Annotated in this window: 16 protein-coding genes; 11 read left to right on the top strand and 5 right to left on the bottom strand. The window is 67.6% G+C overall.

The window, feature by feature from the left end:
- Positions 1-9 precede the first annotated feature (9 nt).
- Entirely contained in the window at positions 10-1,131 is a 1,122-nt protein-coding gene (locus D7316_RS09540) for an NAD(P)-binding domain-containing protein (RefSeq protein ID WP_232016842.1), read from the bottom strand.
- A gap of 40 nt (positions 1,132-1,171) precedes the next feature.
- Here D7316_RS09540 and D7316_RS09535 point away from each other — a divergent pair, with 40 nt between their 5' ends.
- From D7316_RS09535 to D7316_RS09525, 3 genes are all read left to right on the top strand, one after another.
- Entirely contained in the window at positions 1,172-1,903 is a 732-nt protein-coding gene (locus D7316_RS09535) for an enoyl-CoA hydratase (protein WP_124708074.1), read from the top strand.
- A 205-nt stretch (positions 1,904-2,108) separates the two neighbouring features.
- Positions 2,109-3,833, top strand: a complete 1,725-nt coding sequence (locus tag D7316_RS09530) for a purine-cytosine permease family protein (RefSeq protein ID WP_197718208.1) — start codon at positions 2,109-2,111, stop codon at positions 3,831-3,833.
- Positions 3,834-3,915: 82 nt separating this feature from the next.
- On the top strand, positions 3,916-5,019 hold the full coding sequence (locus tag D7316_RS09525) for an XdhC family protein (RefSeq protein ID WP_124708073.1): 1,104 nt from the start codon (positions 3,916-3,918) through the stop codon (positions 5,017-5,019).
- Positions 5,020-5,047: 28 nt separating this feature from the next.
- Here the strand turns inward: D7316_RS09525 and D7316_RS09520 are convergent, their stop codons facing one another.
- Genes D7316_RS09520 through D7316_RS09510 form a run of 3 tightly spaced genes read right to left on the bottom strand, consistent with a single transcriptional unit; the run spans position 5,048 to position 8,200 of the window.
- The gene (locus D7316_RS09520; protein WP_124708072.1) at positions 5,048-6,355 is read right to left on the bottom strand and encodes a D-arabinono-1,4-lactone oxidase; all 1,308 of its coding nucleotides are present in this window, start codon (positions 6,353-6,355) and stop codon (positions 5,048-5,050) included.
- Entirely contained in the window at positions 6,343-7,596 is a 1,254-nt protein-coding gene (locus tag D7316_RS09515; protein WP_124708071.1) for an alanine racemase, read from the bottom strand. Before D7316_RS09515 ends, D7316_RS09520 begins: the two co-directional genes overlap by 13 nt.
- Complete coding sequence (locus D7316_RS09510; protein WP_124708070.1) at positions 7,580-8,200, bottom strand: TetR/AcrR family transcriptional regulator; 621 nt, start codon at positions 8,198-8,200, stop codon at positions 7,580-7,582. Before D7316_RS09510 ends, D7316_RS09515 begins: the two co-directional genes overlap by 17 nt.
- A 182-nt stretch (positions 8,201-8,382) precedes the next feature.
- Here D7316_RS09510 and D7316_RS09505 point away from each other — a divergent pair, with 182 nt between their 5' ends.
- From D7316_RS09505 to D7316_RS09495, 3 genes are read left to right on the top strand one after another with little or no spacing between them, the layout of a single operon-like run.
- On the top strand, positions 8,383-9,564 hold the full coding sequence (locus D7316_RS09505) for an MBL fold metallo-hydrolase (protein WP_124708069.1): 1,182 nt from the start codon (positions 8,383-8,385) through the stop codon (positions 9,562-9,564).
- Complete coding sequence (locus tag D7316_RS09500; RefSeq protein ID WP_408609998.1) at positions 9,561-12,071, top strand: HAD-IC family P-type ATPase; 2,511 nt, start codon at positions 9,561-9,563, stop codon at positions 12,069-12,071. Before D7316_RS09505 ends, D7316_RS09500 begins: the two co-directional genes overlap by 4 nt.
- Positions 12,072-12,080: 9 nt before the next feature.
- The gene (locus D7316_RS09495) at positions 12,081-12,347 is read left to right on the top strand and encodes an antitoxin (RefSeq protein ID WP_124708068.1); all 267 of its coding nucleotides are present in this window, start codon (positions 12,081-12,083) and stop codon (positions 12,345-12,347) included.
- Here the strand turns inward: D7316_RS09495 and D7316_RS09490 are convergent, their stop codons facing one another.
- Positions 12,348-12,941: a DNA-3-methyladenine glycosylase gene (locus tag D7316_RS09490; RefSeq protein ID WP_124708067.1), complete on the bottom strand. Its 594-nt coding sequence runs from the start codon at positions 12,939-12,941 to the stop codon at positions 12,348-12,350.
- On the opposite strand from D7316_RS09490, the gene D7316_RS09485 reads away from it, so the two are divergent.
- The 5 genes from D7316_RS09485 (at position 12,919) to D7316_RS09465 (ending at position 18,293) form a co-directional block, all read left to right on the top strand.
- Positions 12,919-13,356: a type II toxin-antitoxin system Rv0910 family toxin gene (locus D7316_RS09485; protein WP_124708066.1), complete on the top strand. Its 438-nt coding sequence runs from the start codon at positions 12,919-12,921 to the stop codon at positions 13,354-13,356. The two genes, D7316_RS09490 and D7316_RS09485, sit on opposite strands and share 23 nt — an antisense overlap.
- Positions 13,357-13,380: 24 nt before the next feature.
- Positions 13,381-15,186 (top strand): substrate-binding domain-containing protein, encoded by a 1,806-nt coding sequence (locus D7316_RS09480; protein WP_124708065.1) that lies wholly within the window; start codon positions 13,381-13,383, stop codon positions 15,184-15,186.
- A gap of 92 nt (positions 15,187-15,278) precedes the next feature.
- Positions 15,279-15,749 carry an FMN-binding protein gene (locus D7316_RS09475; protein ID WP_124708064.1) on the top strand — a complete coding sequence of 157 codons (471 nt, stop codon included), beginning with the start codon at positions 15,279-15,281 and terminating at the stop codon, positions 15,747-15,749.
- A complete protein-coding gene (locus D7316_RS09470) occupies positions 15,712-16,638 on the top strand; it encodes an FAD:protein FMN transferase (RefSeq protein ID WP_124708063.1) in 927 nt (308 codons plus the stop codon). The genes D7316_RS09475 and D7316_RS09470 overlap by 38 nt, the downstream gene beginning before the upstream one ends.
- Positions 16,635-18,293, top strand: coding sequence for an oxidoreductase (locus D7316_RS09465; protein ID WP_124708062.1), 1,659 nt, complete (start codon positions 16,635-16,637; stop codon positions 18,291-18,293). The genes D7316_RS09470 and D7316_RS09465 overlap by 4 nt, the downstream gene beginning before the upstream one ends.
- Position 18,294: the final 1 nt, after the last annotated feature.

Genomic DNA, 18,294 nt, shown 5'->3' with positions numbered 1-18,294 from the left:
AAGGCTGGGCTACGCGCCGAGCAGGTCGGCGACATTTCGCGCCGCCGCGCGGCCCGCGCGGTTGGCGCCGATCGTCGACGCCGACGGGCCATAGCCGAGAAGCTGCACTCTCGGGTCGGCAGCGACCGTGGTGGCCAGTCGGCCCGTCATGGTGATGCCGCCGCCCGGCCCCCGCAGGCGCAGCGGTGCCAGATGATCGAGTGCGCTGCGGAACCCGGTGTTCCAGAAGATCACGTCGACGTCCAGGCTGTCGGTTCCGTCGCGGCCGGACCCGCCGCAGTCCCAGCAGACGCCGGTCTCGGTGATCCTGGTGAACATCGGGCGCCAGGCGAGGATGCCGTCGTCGCGGGCGGCCTTGATCGCCGGGGTGAGCGCGAGACCGGTCACCGAGACGACCGACGTCGGCGGCAGACCCGCGCGGACCCGCTCCTCCACACGTGCCACGGCGCGACGACCCTTCTCCGGATCGAACGGTGTGTCGTCGAAGACCGGTTCGGTCCGCGAACACCAGAACGTCTGGGCGCCGGGCGCGGAACGCGCGATCTCGATCAACAACTGAACGGCCGAGATCCCCGCTCCCACGACGAGGACGCGTTTCCCGGCGAACGCCTCGGGCCCGATGTAGTCGTGGGTGTGCAGTTGTCTCCCACGGAAATCCCCGATCCCCGGGACGTGCGGGATGAACGGTCGTTCCCACGTCCCGGTGGAGTTGATGATCGTCCTGGTGGCGATGGTCGTGCCGTCACCGAGTGTCGCGACGAAACCGTCGCCGGCATGCTCGACGCTTCGGACGTCGACGGGACGGAATACGCGCAGACCGAACTTCTCCTCGTACTTCGCGAAGTACTCGGGCACCGCCGACGCCGCCGGAAATGTCTCGCAGTCGCGGCCGAGCGCTTCCACCAGGCCGTATCCGGGCAGGTCGTGGACGCGGTTGGCCGCGGCGAGGGTGAGCGTCGGCCAGCGGAACTGCCAGGCGCCGCCCGGGCCGGGTGCGTGGTCGAGCAGTTGATAGCGATCCTGCAGAGAGAACCGCTGGAGGAAATACGCGGCGGACAGTCCCGCCTGTCCGCCCCCGATCACCAGGACGTCGCAGCTCGGCGCAACACGGTCGGACTCGAGGTCACCCACAATGGGCCAGTCTGTCACGACAGTCGGTAGGCTTCGGCACATGATTCACTCGTCTGCAGAAGGTGCAGTGGTCACCGTCGAGCTCGACCGTGTCGACAAACGGAACGCGCTCGACGAGGAGATGGTCGCGGGACTGTCGGATGCGTTCATGTCCGCGGTGGACGGCGGTGCACGTGCCGTCGTGGTCACCGGCCGGGGTCCGGTGTTCTGTGCCGGCGCCGACCTGTCCGGTCCCGTCTACGATCCGTCGTTCCTCGACAAACTCGTGGCGACGCTGCAGCAGATCGAGGCGGTGCCGATCCCGGTCATCGCGGCGCTCAACGGTTCTGCGCTCGGTGCGGGCCTGCAACTGGCGATGGCCGCGGACCTGCGGGTGATGGCACCGGACGCCCTGATCGGCATACCCGCCGCGAAAATCGGTGTGGCCGTGGATGAGTGGACGATCCGGCGACTCGTGTCGCTGGTCGGTTCGGGCCCCGCCCGCAGCATGCTGATCGGCTGCGACCCCCTCTCCGCCGATCGGGCACACACGCTCGGCTTCGCCAATCGCATCGGCGACCTGGCCGACGCCCAGCACTGGGCCGCGAACATCGCCGATCTGGCGCCGCTCACGCTGCAGCACTACAAGATGGTGCTGAACAACGACGGCGCCCGCGACGAACCGGCACCGGAACGGCTCGACGCGATGATGCGCGCGTGGGAGAGCGACGACCTGGCGGAGGGCCGGGCCGCGCGTGCGGAGAAGCGGCGCCCCGAGTTCATCGGGCGCTAGTTCACCGGTCCCCAAACGGTCAGCTCGCTCCCCGGGCTCGGTACACCTATCCCAAATCGGACATAACCGTCATCGATTCCTTGCGGCGTCGTAGTTTTCATCGGCGAAACATTCCGGTCAAGTGACCGAAACGACCCCTTTCTAGCGTCAGCGAAGGCGTTCTCCACCCGGAGAATCCGTCAGAAGCCCCGGGCAAGGGAGACGAATGTCGAAAGAGTCGATGCGCGACGAAGTCGAGCACGTGAACAGGGATATAGGTGAGATAGAGAGCGCCGAAGCCGGCATCATCGCCACCGGACCGCAGGCGGCGGCCGCCCGCGAGTCGTTGGAGGACTACACCCTCCGGTTCGCGCCCAGGAGCTACCGCAAGTGGGGCCCGGGGGTCGTGGCGATCTCGGCACTCGGTGGTATCGCCTACCTCGCCGACTTCGCGATCGGTGCCAACATCGGCATCGCCAACGGCACCGGTAACGCGTTGTGGGGCATCCTCTTCTTCGCGGTCGTCATCATGCTGACCGGCTACCCGCTCTCGTACTACGCCGCCAGGTTCAACATCGACCTCGACCTCATCACCCGCGGAAGCGGATTCGGCTACTACGGCTCGGTGCTGACCAACGTCATCTTCGCGTCGTTCACCTTCATCTTCTTCGCACTCGAGGGCTCGATCATGGCCCAGGGCCTCAAGCTGGGCCTGAACATCCCCCTGTGGCTGGGCTATCTGCTGTCGTCGGTGCTGATCATCCCGCTGGTGATCTACGGGATGAACACGCTCGCCAAGCTGCAGGTGTGGACCACGCCCCTCTGGCTGATCATGATGGTCGCACCGTTCCTGTACCTCGTCATCAAGCATCCCGATGCCATCGGTGACTTCCTGTCGTTCAGTGGTGGCACCGACGGCCAAGCGGGACACGGTGTCTCGTTCGCCGGCACGATGCTCGCGGCAGGTGTCTGTCTGTCCTTGATCGCGCAGATCGCCGAGCAGATCGACTACCTCCGGTTCATGCCGCCGAAGACACCGGAGAACAGCCGCAAGTGGTGGACCGCGGTCCTCACCGCGGGCCCGGGCTGGGTGATCTTCGGTGCCATCAAGCAGATCGTGGGTCTCTTCCTCGCCGTGTACCTGATCATGAACTTCGCCGAACAGGCCGGCGTCGCGAACGAGCCGGTCCACCAGTTCCTGGCGATCTACGAGGAGTTCATGCCGCACTGGCTGGCGCTCACCCTCGCCGTGATCCTCGTCGTCATCAGCCAGGTGAAGATCAACGTCACCAACGCCTACTCGGGATCGTTGGCCTGGACCAACAGCTTCACCCGCGTCACCAAGACCTACCCCGGTCGTCTGGTGTTCCTGGTCTTCAACGTCGCCATCGCCATCGTGCTGATGGAGGCCAACATGTTCAGCTTCCTCAACGAGCTGCTGAACTTCTACGCCAACCTCGCGATCGCGTGGATCGTGACCGTTGCGTCGGACATCGCCATCAACAAGTACCTGCTGAAGATCTCGCCCAAGGAACCCGAGTTCCGACGCGGCATGCTCTACAACTTCAACCCGGTCGGATTCGTGTCGGTGATCGTCGCCGGAGCAGCGTCGATCATGGTGTACTTCCACGTCTTCGGTGATGCCATCCAGCCGTACTCGCCGCTCGTCGCGCTGATCCTCGCGTTGGTGCTGCCGCCGATCATCGCACTGGCCACCAAGGGCAAGTACTACCTTCGACGCACCGACGACGGCATCGACCTCCCGATGTACGACGAGCACGGTAACCCGACCGACGTCAAGTTGATGTGCTGCGTCACGGGCATCGAGTTCGAGCGTCCGGACATGATCGCCTCCGCGGTGCCGGGCCCGAACGGGGAGAAGCAGTACATCAGCTCGCTGGCCCTGTCCTGCGACAAGTCCGGTGAGCACGTGCTACCCGCGCAGGAGTAGCCACCACGCATCATCCGTCGTCGGCCGGGTTCGGGAGTTCGTCCCCCGAACCCGGCCGACGCGGTTCTGGGAGACTGAGGACATGCGAGAACTGCTACCCGTGTTGCTGGACCGTCTCACCGCCGGTCCCGTCGCGCTGGCGCGGGTGGTCGCGACGAGTGGCCCCGCGCCACGACAGCTCGGCGCCGCGATGGCCGTGACCGCGGCCGGTGAGGTGATCGGATCGCTGTCCGCGGGGTGTGTGGACTCGGCGATCGTGCACGCCGCGACGGACGTGCTGGACACGGGTTGTGCGGTCGGCGAGCGGTTCGGGCCCGCGGACCTCGACGACATCGCGATCGGTCTCACCTGTGGGGGAGAGATCGAGATCTTCGTCGAGCGGATCGGCCCGGAACGCGTTGCCGACCTCGCCGACCTCCGCGCGTCGGTCGGCATCGGCCGGCCGGTCGCACTGGCGACGACACTGACCACCCGCCCTCTCTGGCGGTTGGATCATCCCGGTGCCACCGGATCATGGCGAGGCCTCGACAAGGACATCGCCGACCTCCGCGACGCCGGGCGCTGCGGGATCGTCGGCGTCGACGACACGGAGGCGCCACGGGTTTGCGCGGCCGACCGGCCGCGGACATTCGTGCACACGTTCGCACCCCCTCGCCGTCTGATCGCGGTCGGTGCCAACGAGTTCGTCCGCGCACTCTGCACGGTGGCGAAGAACGTCGGCTACCACGTCACCGTCGTCGACCCGCGTCCCGTCTTCACGACGCCGGCCCGGTTCCCCGATGCCGACGAGGTCGTCGTGGCCTGGCCGGGACGATATCTCGAGGACGAGATGGACTCGGGACGAACGGATTCCGCCACGGCGGTGTGCGTGATGACCCATGACGCGAAGGTCGATGTGCCGACCCTGGTCTCTGCCCTGGCCTCTGACCGCGTGGGCATCATCGGGGCGCTGGGCTCGCGTGCGACCCACGACGACCGCATCGCGCGGCTGACCGTCGCCGGGGTGCCCCGAGACCGCATCGACGACCGTCTGCGATCGCCGCTCGGTCTCGACCTCGGCGGGCACACTCCGGCCGAGGTGGCGATATCGATTGTGGCGCAACTGATATCCGAGCGAAATGGCGGTACCGGCCAGCCGCTGCGAGACGTCGAAGGTCCGATCCACCGACGGGTTCCCGGCAGCTGAGTGGGGTGGCGACCCACCCACCGTCAGGTCAGCCGAGAACGCGGTCGAGGTACCTGTTGGCGAACAACCGGTCCGGATCGAATCGGTCCCGGACGGAACGGAACTCGTCGAACCGCGGGTAGACCGACCGTAGGTATCCGGCGTCACGGGTGTGCATCTTGCCCCAATGTGGGCGGCCACCGAGTTCGGTCATGATGGTCTCGACGTCACCGAAATAGGCGTCGGTGTCGGCGGGGTCGTCACCGTGATACCGGTGCACGGCGATGTAGCCGCCGGCCCGCCCGCCGGCCGTCGACAGCATCAGATCGTCGGCCGCCGCGGCGCGGACCTCGACCGGGAAGCTCACGCGATAGCGCTTCCGATCGATCATCGCGCGGATCTCGCGGACTGCGTCGGGCACGGTGGCGAGCGGGACGGCGTACTCCATCTCGCGGAACCGCACGGTCCGTGACGACACGAACACCCGGGCCGCTGTGTCGGTGATCGTGCGTCCCGACAGTGCCCGGCCGGCGATCTGGGCGACGACGGGCACCGTGCGCGGCGCGCGTGCCCCGACCGCGCACAGCAACCGGAAGACCTGATTGCTCAGGACCTCGTCGTCGAGGTAGCGGCGGACGCGGCCCGGTCCGGATGGTGGGACGTCGGCGCCGAGGCGCGTATTGGTCTTCTGCAGCGCGCGATCGGTGTGCGGGAACCAGTAGAACTCGTGATGATCGTGGGTGGCCGTGCGCTCGAGGAATCCGTCGATCGCGTCATCGGCGGAGCTCGGACGTTCCTCGGCGCGGATGCTGAAGGCCGGAACGCACTGCAGGGTGAGGTCGGTGACGATGCCGAGCGCTCCCAGACCCAGTGCGACGGCGGCGAGATCGGCATCGTTCTCGCCGAGTTGCAGGATCTCGCCGGTCCCGGTGACGATCGTCGCGGCGACGATCTGCGTGCTGATGCCACCGAAGGCGGCGCCGGTGCCATGGGTCCCGGTGGACGTGGCGCCGGCGATGGTCTGGCGGTCGATGTCGCCCAGGTTGGCCATCGCGAGCCGATGCGGTGCGAGCAGCGACGGGATCTCGTGCAGATGCGTGCCCGCGGCGACGGTCACCCGGGCACGTCCGTCGTCCACGGACACCAGCCCGCGCATCGCGCGCAGATCGATCTGTACGCCGGAGGTCACCGCGATCTCGGAGAAGCTGTGTCCGGCACCCACCGGTTTCACCGTGGTGCCCTGCGCCCGTACCCGAGCGACCAGCGCGGCGACCTCGTCGACGGTCGTCGGCACCGCGACCTCGGACGGAAGACACGACGCCGTGCCGCCCCAGTTCTGCCATGTCACAGGAAGCACCGGCCCTCGCCCCGATAGGTCGGCACCACGTCGGTCACCCGCGCACCGGACTCGTCCCGCTCGATCACCGCGACCGACGTCGCCCGTTCGCAGACCTCACCGGACTTGGTGTGGCGGAACCACACCCGGTCGCCGATGTCCATGTCGTCGGCGACGGCGCCGCGTAACGGGGTCTGTACCTCGCCGGCCGCCTCCGACCCGACATAGCGCAAGCCGGAGGGCCACACCGGTTTCGGCAGACGATCGTCGCGGGGCGGACCGGATGCGATCCAGCCGCCGCCGGCGCACGTGACGATCCCGGCGGCGGGTCGCCGGACCACATCGAGCCCGAACGCCAACGCCGGTGCCGGTCGGAACCGCGCGTATCCGTCGAACAGGTGACCACCGAAGAAGCCGCTGCCCGCCGCGATGTCGGTCACCGATGTGTCGCGTGCGGTCTCCTCGACGGAACCGGTGCCGCCGCCGTTGACGAACTCCAGGTCGGCGATCGCGCGGATCGCGGTGATCGCCGCGGCGCGCCGCCCACGCACCTCCGCCATCGACCGGCGCTGCATGGCGCGGATCGCCATGTTCGTCAATGGTTTACCGGCGACATGGTCGGCGAGGCCGGCGATCTGCGCCTCATACGACATGACTCCGACGAGCCGGAATCCGGGACGTTCCACGATGTGTCGGGCGAGGCGGACGGCGTCGGCGACATCGTGGATCGGCGACCGTCGGACGCCGAGATGGATTCGCCCACCGGCCATGCGGGTCGATGCGTCCAGGTCGATCGCGACGCGCACGGTCGGTCTGCGAGCCGGACCGGCCACCGCGTCCACGACGTCGAGTTGCGTGTCGTCGTCCACGAGCAGGGTGACGCGCTCGACGGCCACCGCGTCGGCCACGAGACCGGCCAGCGCGTTGCGCCGTGCGCCGGGGTAGCCGAGCAAGACGTCGCGACACCCGGATTCTGTTGCCAGCCAACGAGCCTCGTCGACATCGTAGGCGAGGATCCCGGCGAACCCCTCCTCGGAGAGGATCTCCTCGATCACCGATCGCACCCGCAATGATTTGCTGGCGACCCGGACCGGGACACCGGCGGCACGTGTGCGCAGGTCGTCGATGTTGTGGCGCAGGGCAGTGCGATCCAATGCCAGCACCGGGGCGTCGAGACCCGCTGCGGTCACCGCGTCGTCGATGCCCTGCCAATACGCCGCCGGATCGTACTCCCAGAGACCCCGGTCAGTCCTCGATGACATAGGACATCAGGGCGGCCGTCGACGCTTCGATGATCTTGCCGACCGCGATGTCGTCGGACGTGCTCAGATACGTCAACGTGATGGCGTTCGTCGCGGCGATGATGACCGGGCCGAGTTCGGCGACAGGTGTCCGCCACTCGACCTCGGTTTTCTCCGCGGCGACGGAGAGGCCGAGTGACGCGACCTCGTAGAGGCGTTCGTACATCTTCTTGCCGACCTTCTGCAGCTCGGCGTGGTTGTGCGCGTAGATACCCAGCGAAATGGTCGCCTGCATACGGCCCGGATCGGCCTTGAGCAGTGTGTAGAACGCCTCGATCTGCGACCGCATGTTCTTCTGCATCGCCTCGCGGCCCGTACCCTCGTCGACGATCATCGGCAGGATCGACTCGAGCATGCGGTTGATGTCCGACGGCACCGCCGTCTCCATCACCGCGCACAACAGTGCGGTGCGGCTGTCGAACGCGTAATGGAAACTGGCGAGCGGCATGTTCGCATGCGCGCAGATCCGCCGCGTCGTCGCGCCTTCGACCCCGTGATCGGCGATCACGCGGTACGCAGCTTCGATCAGCGCCGTACGGCGCTGATCGACAGACATTCTTGCCAACGAGAAACCCCCGTGCCCACACGTGACCTGCACATGTGCGGTGAAACATGTTCGCCGAAGCCTATCAGTGCATGTCGGGCGCGGTATGCGAGATCGCCGCAACCGATCGGCGCGGCCGGTGCGGGCGGCGACACGGCCCCAAGCCCCACGCTCTGTCGCCGGACCGCACTACTCTGTGATCCGTGACCTCGACGATCGGCAGGACGGGTGTACAGCTGGCTCAGCGGGCCGCGTCGACGCTCTCGGTGGCCGGACTCTCGGCCGCCGACTCGGTGACGGCCGGGCTGGCCCGCCGCGGATTCCCGGCGGCGCGCGCCCTGGGTGCCTCCAGCGATGAGATCCGGCAGCACACAGCCGGTTCCCCGAATCTCGCGGGCGGTGTGTTCCGCAATGTCGAGCCGGCCGCGACCGCGGTCGACGCCGACTTCCGGATGGTCGTCGACATGGCCCGACGTCCCGGCCGGCCGCGGCGTCCGATCCCCGTTCTGACGCCCGAGTTCGGCGAGGAGGCCGGTGAGCTGGGAGTCACCTGGCTCGGACATGCGACCGTCCTCGTCGAACTCGACGGCGCCCGCATCCTCACCGATCCGGTCTTCAGCAATCGGTGTTCGCCGTCGACGCTCGTCGGTCCGGCCCGCATGCACCGCGCGCCGGTCACGGTCGATGACCTGCCCCCGATCGACGTGGTGCTGATCAGCCACGATCACTACGACCATCTGGACATGGAGACCGTCGTCGCCCTCTCCATCCGGCAGCCGCAGGTGCGTTTCGTCGCGCCGATCGGCGTCGGTGCGCATCTGGAGGCATGGGGGATCGCACCGGATCGCATTGCGCAGGCCGACTGGTGGGGGGAGTGCACGGTCACCATCGGGGACTCCGACTTCACGTTCACCTGCTGCCCCGCGCGGCATTTCTCCGGACGCTCGCTGACCCGCAACCTGGCACTGTGGGCGAGCTGGGTGGTGGCGGGGCCGTCGCGCCGGATGTTCTTCTCCGGCGACACCGGCTTCTCCGAACGGTTCGACGATGTCGGCGGCCGACTCGGTTCGGTGGACCTCACCCTCGTCGCCGTCGGGGCCTACGACGTCGCCTGGCCGGACGTGCACGTCGACCCGGAAGAGGCGGTCGCCATCCATCGGATGCTCACCCGGGACCACAACCGGGACGCGGTGATGATCCCGATCCATTGGGGCACCTTCAACCTGGCGCGTCATACCTGGGGCGATCCGATCGCCCGCCTGCTGCCCGCGGCCGCCGCGAACTCCGCCACGGTGATGGTGCCGCCACCCGGCGGTGCGATCGATCTGGTGCATCGGACCGGGAGCGGGCTCGACGACCCGTCCTGGTGGGAGGCCTCCGCGTGACCCAGGTGTCGGCGGACACGACCGGCAACCGGGGTCTGAACGCGACCGAGGTCGCCCAGCGGGTCGCCGACGGTCGCGTCAACGACCTGCCGGACCGCTCGGGACGAAGTGTCGCCGACATCGTCCGCGCCAACGTGTTCACCCGGATCAATGCCATCCTGGGCGTCCTGTTCATCATCGTCGCGTCCACCGGGTCGCTCATCAACGGCTTGTTCGGACTGCTGATCATCGCCAACAGCGGCATCGGCATCATCCAGGAGATCCGGGCCAAACAGACGCTCGACAAGCTGGCCATCGTCGGGCAGACGACTCCGATGGTGCGTCGCGACGGGCAGGTCGTCGCACTGCCACCCGACCAGGTGGTCCTCGACGACATCATCGAGATCGGCGCGGGCGACCAGGTCGTCGTCGACGGGGAGATGGTCGAGGCCCTCGTCCTCGACGTCGACGAATCGTTGCTGACTGGAGAGGCCGATCCGGTCGACAAGACGCCCGGCGACAAGATCCTGTCCGGCAGTTTCGTGGTGTCCGGATCCGGGGCCTATCGGGCCACCAAGGTGGGCGCCGAGGCATATGCGGCGCAATTGGCCGCCGAGGCGTCCAAATTCACCCTGGTGTCGTCCGAGTTGCGCTCGGGGATCGACCAGATCCTCAAGGTGATCACCTGGCTGCTCGTGCCCGCCGGCATCCTCACCATCGTCAACCAGTTGTTCATCAGTGGCAGTGGGATCAAGGCATCCCTGCTGGGCATGGTAGCGGCGCTGGTTCCGATGGTCCCCGAAGGTCTGGTCCTGATGACATCGATCGCGTTCGCGGTCGGCGTCGTGCGGCTGGGCCAACGCAAGTGCCTGGTCAACGAACTCCCGGCGATTGAGGGCCTGGCCCGCGTCAACGTGGTGTGCGCCGACAAGACCGGCACACTCACCGAGAACGGGATGCGCCTGGCCGAGGTGCGTCCGGTGACCGGAAGGCAGACCGCCGACCTCGGTCAGGTGCTGTCGTCGCTGGCAGCCCACGATCCACGACCGAACGCCAGCATGCAGGCACTCGCTGAAGCCTACCCGGAAGCACCCGACTGGTCGGTGGACGCAGTCGAGCCCTTCACGTCGGCCAAGAAGTGGAGCGGCATGTCGTTCCGGGACGTCGCATCCGGTGCCGACATGGGCAACTGGTTGATCGGTGCGCCCGATGTCCTGCTCGATCCGGACAGCGAAACTGCCGCCCTCGCAAACGAACTGGGATCGACAGGGCTGCGGATCCTGCTGCTCGCCCACACCGACGTCGCGGTCGACACCGAGCCGCCCGCCGGGTCTGTCACCCCGGGTGTGGTCACCGCGGTCGCCCTCGTCGTGCTCGAACAGCGGGTCCGACCCGATGCGCGGGACACCCTGGAATACTTCGCCGATCAGCACGTCGATGTGAAGGTCATCTCCGGGGACAACGCCCGTTCGGTGGGTGCGGTCGCTGCGTCGCTCGGGCTCGGGTCCGTGGAGACCTCGGTCGACGCCCGGTCACTGCCGACCGGCACGGGTGAGCTGGCGCAGGTCGTCGCAAACGGCACCACCTTCGGACGGGTGCGTCCCGACCAGAAGCGGGCGATGGTGAAGGCGCTGCAATCGGTCGGCGACACCGTCGCGATGACCGGCGACGGCGTCAACGACGTGCTCGCGCTCAAGGACGCCGACATCGGCGTGGCGATGGGATCGGGGAGTTCGGCGGCTCGCGCGGTCGCGCAGATCGTGTTGCTGGACAACCGATTCGCCACCTTGCCGTATGTCGTCGGCGAAGGCAGGCGGGTGATCGGCAACATCGAACGCGTCTCCAACCTCTTCCTGACCAAGACCGTGTACGCGGTCCTGCTGGCACTCTTCGTCGGGATCGGCGGAGTCGTCGGCCACCTGTTCGGGTCGGGGTCGCTGAGCTACCCGTTCCAGCCGATCCACGTGACCATCTCCGCCTGGTTCACCATCGGTATACCGGCGTTCGTATTGTCGTTGGCGCCGAACAACGAGCGCGCCCGATCCGGATTCGTCCGCCGCGTCCTCAGTCAGGCGGTGCCCAACGGGATCATCGTCGGCCTGTGCACCTTCGTCACCTACGTGATGGTCAATCCGGGTGGCGCGGGCATCGAGATCGGCTCGAAGGACTCGGTCGATCTCACCCCGGCGCAGACGCAGGCGGCGACCGCGACGCTGGTCACCCTGATCGCGGTGGCACTGTATGTGCTCGCCGTCGTGGCGCGGCCGTACACGTGGTGGAAGGTCCTGCTGCTGGCGATCTCGGTCGGGGCCTACGTCATCATCTTCAGTTGGCCGTGGACCCAGCACCTGTTCAAGCTCGATTCGTCGAACGCGCAGATGATGACGGTGGCGGCGATATCCGCGGCAGTGGGCATCGCCGCCGTCGAGGCGGTTTCGCGGATCGTGCCGCGGATCGTTGCCGCCCGCGGGGCACGTCACGACGGGTCGACTTCGTTGGACGGGACCGCGGGCGTGCGGGCCGTCTAGACTCGGCTCATGGATCTCAAAGGACTCGTCGACAAGGCCAAAGCCGCACTGAAGGGCAACCCGAGTCTGATCGACAAGGGTGGCGACACGATCGACAAGGTGACCGGAGGCAAGTACGCCGGTCACGTCAACAAGGCGCAGGACGCGGTCAAGAAGGCCGTCGGCGCGCAGGATTCGCCCCAGGCTCCCCGGACCCCCGAGCAGCCCCGGCAGGATCCGCCCCAGGCGAATCCGCCGCAGCCGAATCCCCCGCAGCCGAATCCCCCGCAGCAGTAATCACATCTCCCCGGCGCGTGGGTGCCGGCGGTAGGACGACACGGTCGGATCGCCGGTCACCCAGTACCGCCATGCCACGTCCGCGGCCCGGCGGACGCCGACGCGTGGACCGGCGGTGATCTCGGTCGCGGCAGTGTCCGCCTCGAGCAGACAGACCGGGAGGCCGTCGTCGAGACGCGTGGCCAGATCCGCCATGGTGATCCCGAGCGCACGCGTGAGGTTGCCCGGTCCCCGCGCCAGGGCATCGTCGTCCTTGGCGGTCGGACGACGAGCGCGAGCGAGGTCGAGGCCGTCGACGATCTCGCCGGCACGCACCAGCACGGCCGAACCCTGCTCGGTCGGCCCGGTCACGACGTTCGCACAGAAATGCCCATGGATGCGGTAGACGTAGAGTCGCCCGGCCGGGCCGTACATGATCTCCGACCGCGGTGTTCGCGTATATGCGTGAGACGCCGGGTCGTCGCGGCCGCCGTAGGCCTCGACCTCGGTGATACGGGCGCTGACCCCGTGACCGACCAGAACGGTGCCCAGCAGCGCACGGGCGAATTCGCTGACGCTACTGTGACTGACCATGGCCAAGACAAGCGACTCCATCGATGTGGACCTGTCTGTCGAAGATACCTGGGCGGCCGCGTCGGATCTGTCGCGCTACTCCGAGTGGCTCGTGCTGCACGACGGGTGGCGCTCGGCGGTGCCGACGTCCGACGAACTGGGCGAAGGCGTGGCCCTGGCCTCGGTCGTCAAGGTCAAGGGGACCCGTATCCGGTTCGACTGGACGATCGAGAAGTATCGCCCGTTCGAGCAGGTGCGTCTGAAGGGCAGCGGCAAGGGCGGCGTCAAGGCCAAGCTCGAGTTGGGCATAGTTCCCAACGACGCAGGTTCGACAGTAACCTTCACAGTTGATCTCGGCGGATTGCCGTTGATCGGGCCGGCGGGCAAGGCGGCGGCCATGGCGGTATCCGGGGACCTGCGGAAGTCGTTGTCGACATTCCGCACCGTCTTCGGCTGACACACAACAGGGGGACGGACGGCGATGGGGCGTCACAGTAATTCGGGCGCTGATCGCTCGGATCAGGGAGCACAAGGGGCGGCTCGCGGGCCACAGCAGGGCCGCGGGACCCAGCGAACGCCACGAACGGGTCCGATCGACATGCCCGCGAGCGGGCCGATCGACACACGATCGGCGCGACGTGGCACCGACGACGACTTCGGGTTCGAACACCGGAAGGCGACGACGGGCCGTCGGGGTGGTCTGATCTGGGGGTTGGCGGCACTGATCGTGGTGGTCGCGCTGGTCACCGGGTTCGTGCTGTGGCGCACCGGTGCCGTCGGTTGCGCCGACCGCACATCGGTCGCGGTCGCCTCGGACCAGGCCATGACCGGAGCCCTGCGTTCGGTCGCCCAGCAGGCCTCGGACAACTCCTGCTTCGACTTCCAGGTCAGCGGTGTCGCGGGCGCGGATGTGCCCGGACAGCTCACCAGCGGAGACAAGGCGCCCGACCTGTGGGTCGCCGATTCGCAGATCCAGGCCCGTCGTGTCACCACCCAGGTGCGGCGCGAACTCAACCTCGTGTCGCCGTCCATCGCGACGTCGCCGACGGTTATCGTCGGCAAGTCCGTTCCCCAGCTGAACAGCTGGGTCGACGTGATGAAGCTGACCGACCTGCGTACCGGCAGCCCGATCGACACCAGCACCGGCGACGCGCCGATCGTCGGCGCGCTCGCCGAGGTCGACAACGGCAATCTCACCGAGAAAGAGCTGACCGGAGCGATGACGGTGCTCGCGGTGCAGCAGAACAACGCCCGTCTGGCCAACGACAACGAGGGCACCCGACTGAACCTCGCCAACACCTCCGATGTCCCGGTGATCACCACCGAGCAGCAGTATCTGCTCTTCACCAGGACACACAAGGGGTCGGAGCTCAAGGCATCGGTCCCGGCCGACGGCACGGTCATGCTCGACTACCCGCTGGTCAACACCGCGGGTGCGGCACGCAGCGACACCGCCGCGGAGGCAGGCAAAGCGCTCGCCGACGAGATGGCGTCGCCAGAGGGGCTGGCAGCGCTGAACGAGGCCGGCTACCGCAATCCGGCCGGGGCCCCGCTGCCCGATGGCGTCGGCGTCGGGTCGGTGAAGGAACTCGAGCTGAAGGATCCCACTCAGGTCGACCGGGCGATCCGGCAATGGCAGGTGCTCGGCGTGCCGATTCGCACCCTGGTCGTCGAGGACACGTCCGGGTCGATGGATGCGGCGGCCGGCAACACCACCCGAGCCGGCCTGCTGACCGACGCGTCGATGACCGGTCTGAAGCTGTTCCCGAACAACACCCAGATCGGCGGTTGGTCGTTCGGCATCGACAAGGGCGGCGACGGCCAGGACTGGAAGTGGATGTCGCCGATTCGGCGACTCGATGCGCCGTCCGCGGACGGCGGTACCCATCGTGAGGAATTGGGCCGAGCTGTCCGGCAGGGTCTGTCGAAATCACAACTCGGCGGCGGCACGGGCCTCTACGACACCACGCTCGCGGCGTTCAAAGAGGTGCAGAACAGCTACGACCCGAACTACTCGAACTCGGTCATCATCATGACCGACGGTCAGAACGAGGACCCGAACAGCATCAGCCTCGACGAGTTGCTCGCACAGCTGAAGCGTCTCGAGGACCCGGCGCGACCCGTGCTGGTGCTGACGATCGGAATCTCCGAGGATGCCGACACCGATGCGCTGGCGGCGATCGCCGACGCGACCGGCGGCACCACGTATGTCGCCGAGAACCCTGCCGACATCAAGACCGTGTTCGTCGACGCGATCCAGGCCCGGGTGGCCGCCGCGGGCCGGTGAACCGACAGTAGCGCCGTCGTTTACCTGAGGATTACCTCTCGATTCACTGTTCCCGGTGGTCGTCGCGTGGACCGTGGTGCAGAATCGGACACATGAGCCGGAAAGATCCACTGCCCCGCGCGGCCGGAACGGCCGCGGCCCTGGCCACCATCGGGCTCGTCGCAGGCGCGTGCGGCTCGGGTGACAGTGCGGACACCGCGGTCGACAATGCCTCGACCGCCGTCGAATCGGCGGCCGCCGACGTCTCCGAGGCGGCGACCGGCGCATCCTACAGAAACGGTGAGTACACGGCGACGGGTGATTATGTGTCGCCCGGCGGACCGCAGCAGGTGGGCGTCACCGTCACCTTGTCGAACAACGTGATCACCGCGCTGACCCTCGACACCAGCCAGACCAAGGGCACGTCCAAGGAGTTCCAGGGCAAGTTCGCCAGTGGTATCGACGCCCTGGTGGTCGGCAAGAACATCGACGATCTCGACGTGCACAAGGTCTCCGGATCATCGTTGACGTCAACGGGTTTCAACGATGCCATCGACCAGATCAAGACCGAGGCGCAGGCCTGACCCGGCGGTGAGCCGACTCGCCCACGACTGGCGTTTCGACGCGCTGGGCACCGAATGGGAGATCTCCACGCCGGAGCCGTTGCCGCACACCGTCACCCGTGCGGTGCGCACCGAACTCGATCGGATCGATCGGGTGTGGTCGAGATTTCGCAGCGACTCGACGGTCGCCGAGATCGCCCGTCGCGCAGGTCGATACCCGATCGCCCATTCCGATCAGCCACTCGTCGACTGGTACCGGCGGCTCTATGACCTGACCGGGGGAGCGGTGACCCCGATGGTCGGACAGATGTTGTCCGACGCGGGTTACGACGCCCACTACACGCTGAGGCCGCAGGACGTCGTCGCGCCGAGCCCGCGCTGGGACGACGTTCTCGGTTGTCATCACGGTGAGCTCGATGTGCGGACACCCACCCTGCTCGATGTCGGCGCCGCCGGAAAGGGTTTCGCAGTCGATCGAATCGCTGCGATCGTCGCCGAGGCCGCCGACAGCTATGTGGTGGACGGCAGCGGGGACATGCGGATGGCGACGTCGGGCGGGCCGCTGCGGATCGCGCTGGAGCATCCGATCGATCCCACCAGGGCGATCGGCGTGATCACCATCGACGGGGGAGCGATCTGCGCGTCGGCGGCCAATCGTCGGGCGTGGGCGGACTGGCACCACATCGTCAACCCGCACACCGCGTCACCGGCGCGAGAAGTGCTGGCCACCTGGGTGATCGCGCCCGATGCGATGACCGCGGACGGGCTCGCCACCGCCCTGTTCTTCACTCCTGCCTCGATCCTGCGACCCGCGTTCGACTTTGCCGACGCGGGATTTCATCACGTGACCATCCGCCGCAACGGAACGGTCGAGCACACCGATGTCCCCGGACTGGAGCTGTTCGCATGATCCGGCTGATCCCACCCTGGCTGACCGCCCACCGCGCCGTCCTCCTCGCGCTCGGCGCACTGGCGATCGCTGCGTTCGTGGTGTCGGCCAGTGACAGCGAATTCGCCTATCGCCCTGACGAGCTGGCGCTGTCGCTGCTGATCTCGGTGGTGGTCTCCGGTGCGGTGACCTATCTGTGCGCCGCGGTGGTGCGCGTGCCGCCGGGTTCGGACTCCTGGCTCATCACGGCATTGATCCTGTTCTTCGTCCTGCCCGGAGCCTCGGATTCGGCGGCGGCCGTCACCGTCGCAGTCGGTGCCGCGGCCGCCGCCTGCTCCAAGTATGTGCTCGCCTGGCGGCGGCGCCTGGTGATCAACCCGGCGGTCGCCGGCGCGGTCGTCGTGTACGCGTTGGCCTACGCGGAGGTCGGCTCGATCGCCTATCCGGTGTGGTGGGTCGCCGCCGAGCCGCTGCTCTACCCGATGGTCGTGATCGGCGCCCTGCTGGTGACCGCCCTGCGCGAGTGGCGACTCGTCGCGGTGTTCCTCGCGGCGTCGCTGGTGACCGTCGGCGTGCTGGAACTGACCGAGGGTGGGCAGTCGCTGCAGTTCTGGTACACCTCGAGCCCGACGTTCTTCGTGGCCGCGGTGATGCTGCCCGAGCCGCTGACGTCGCCGACGGTCCGCGTACATCGGACGATCTACGGCGCGCTGGTCGGTGTGCTCATGTACTGGCAGGTCTCGATCCCGATCTCCGACGCGTTCACCCTCGAGTTCGTCCCGGAGATCGCGCTACTCGTCGGGTCGGTATACGCCTTCGCAGTCCGGCTGTTCACCCGCACCTCAGCGGATCGTCGGCCCCGGCTCGACCTCGTCGGCCCCGCGCCCGCCGGCACGGAGAGCGACACGAGTCCCGCAGAGGGGGTGAAAGCAGAGGGGGTGAAAGCAGAGGGGGTGAAAGCAGAGGGGGTGAAAGCAGAAGGGGCGAAATCCATCGCCGCGAACACCTACGAGCTGGTGGTCGACGGTCGCGTGCCGCTCGACTTCGTGCCCGGACAGTGGGCGATGCTGAGTGCTCCCGAGTGGTCGCGACCCCTGTGGCGGAGCTCGCGGCGGGTGTTCTCCTTTGCCGAGGCCCCCGGGGTGGTTCCCGGCCGCTTCGCGTTCACCGTGTCCGGTGAGGTCTCGCCGGTCAAGGCGGGCCTCATCTCCGGCTCGACCGGCCGGGTGTTCCTGGATTCCTCCGGGGGAGACTTCGTGTTGCCGCGCCACCGGTCGGATCGACCGATCGTCCTACTCGCGTCCGGCATCGGCATCACGCCGTTCCGGTCGATGCTGCGATCCGCGCTCGCCGAGGGGCGGACGCTCGATCGGTTCGCCCTCATCCATGTCGTGCGGAGCGCCGACCGCATGGTCTATCAGGACGTGCTCGACGCCGCCGAAGCGGCCGGTGCCGACGTGCAGGTCATCGAATCATCTTCGCTCGCTGACGGTTTCGATCCTCGATCGCTCGGACTCGCGCTGGACTCCACCGTGGTCCTGGGCGGGGCGGCACACTACTACTGTTCGGGCAATCCGCGCTTCGTCCAGACGACGGCGCACGCCATCCGCCGGTTTGACCCGCGTACGCGCCGTGCCTTCTGGCGTGTGCACGCGGACGCATTCCTGGGATATTGAC

Source organism: Gordonia insulae, assembly GCF_003855095.1.
Lineage (GTDB): Bacteria > Actinomycetota > Actinomycetes > Mycobacteriales > Mycobacteriaceae > Gordonia > Gordonia insulae.
Note: the sequence above shows the minus strand (reverse complement) of the source record. Positions and strands in the feature narration are given on the sequence as shown.

Bases quoted from the DNA above. Each gene is read 5' to 3' on its own strand.
- D7316_RS09535 (WP_124708074.1), top strand. From the start codon at position 1,172: ATGATTCACTCGTCTGCAGAAGGTGCAGTGGTCACCGTCGAGCTCGAC.
- D7316_RS09530 (WP_197718208.1), top strand. From the start codon at position 2,109: ATGTCGAAAGAGTCGATGCGCGACGAAGTCGAGCACGTGAACAGGGAT.
- D7316_RS09525 (WP_124708073.1), top strand. From the start codon at position 3,916: ATGCGAGAACTGCTACCCGTGTTGCTGGACCGTCTCACCGCCGGTCCC.
- D7316_RS09515 (WP_124708071.1), bottom strand. From the start codon at position 7,596: ATGTCATCGAGGACTGACCGGGGTCTCTGGGAGTACGATCCGGCGGCG.
- D7316_RS09495 (WP_124708068.1), top strand. From the start codon at position 12,081: ATGGATCTCAAAGGACTCGTCGACAAGGCCAAAGCCGCACTGAAGGGC.
- D7316_RS09485 (WP_124708066.1), top strand. From the start codon at position 12,919: ATGGCCAAGACAAGCGACTCCATCGATGTGGACCTGTCTGTCGAAGAT.
- D7316_RS09490 (WP_124708067.1), bottom strand. From the start codon at position 12,941: ATGGAGTCGCTTGTCTTGGCCATGGTCAGTCACAGTAGCGTCAGCGAA.
- D7316_RS09480 (WP_124708065.1), top strand. From the start codon at position 13,381: ATGGGGCGTCACAGTAATTCGGGCGCTGATCGCTCGGATCAGGGAGCA.
- D7316_RS09475 (WP_124708064.1), top strand. From the start codon at position 15,279: ATGAGCCGGAAAGATCCACTGCCCCGCGCGGCCGGAACGGCCGCGGCC.
- D7316_RS09470 (WP_124708063.1), top strand. From the start codon at position 15,712: ATGCCATCGACCAGATCAAGACCGAGGCGCAGGCCTGACCCGGCGGTG.
- D7316_RS09465 (WP_124708062.1), top strand. From the start codon at position 16,635: ATGATCCGGCTGATCCCACCCTGGCTGACCGCCCACCGCGCCGTCCTC.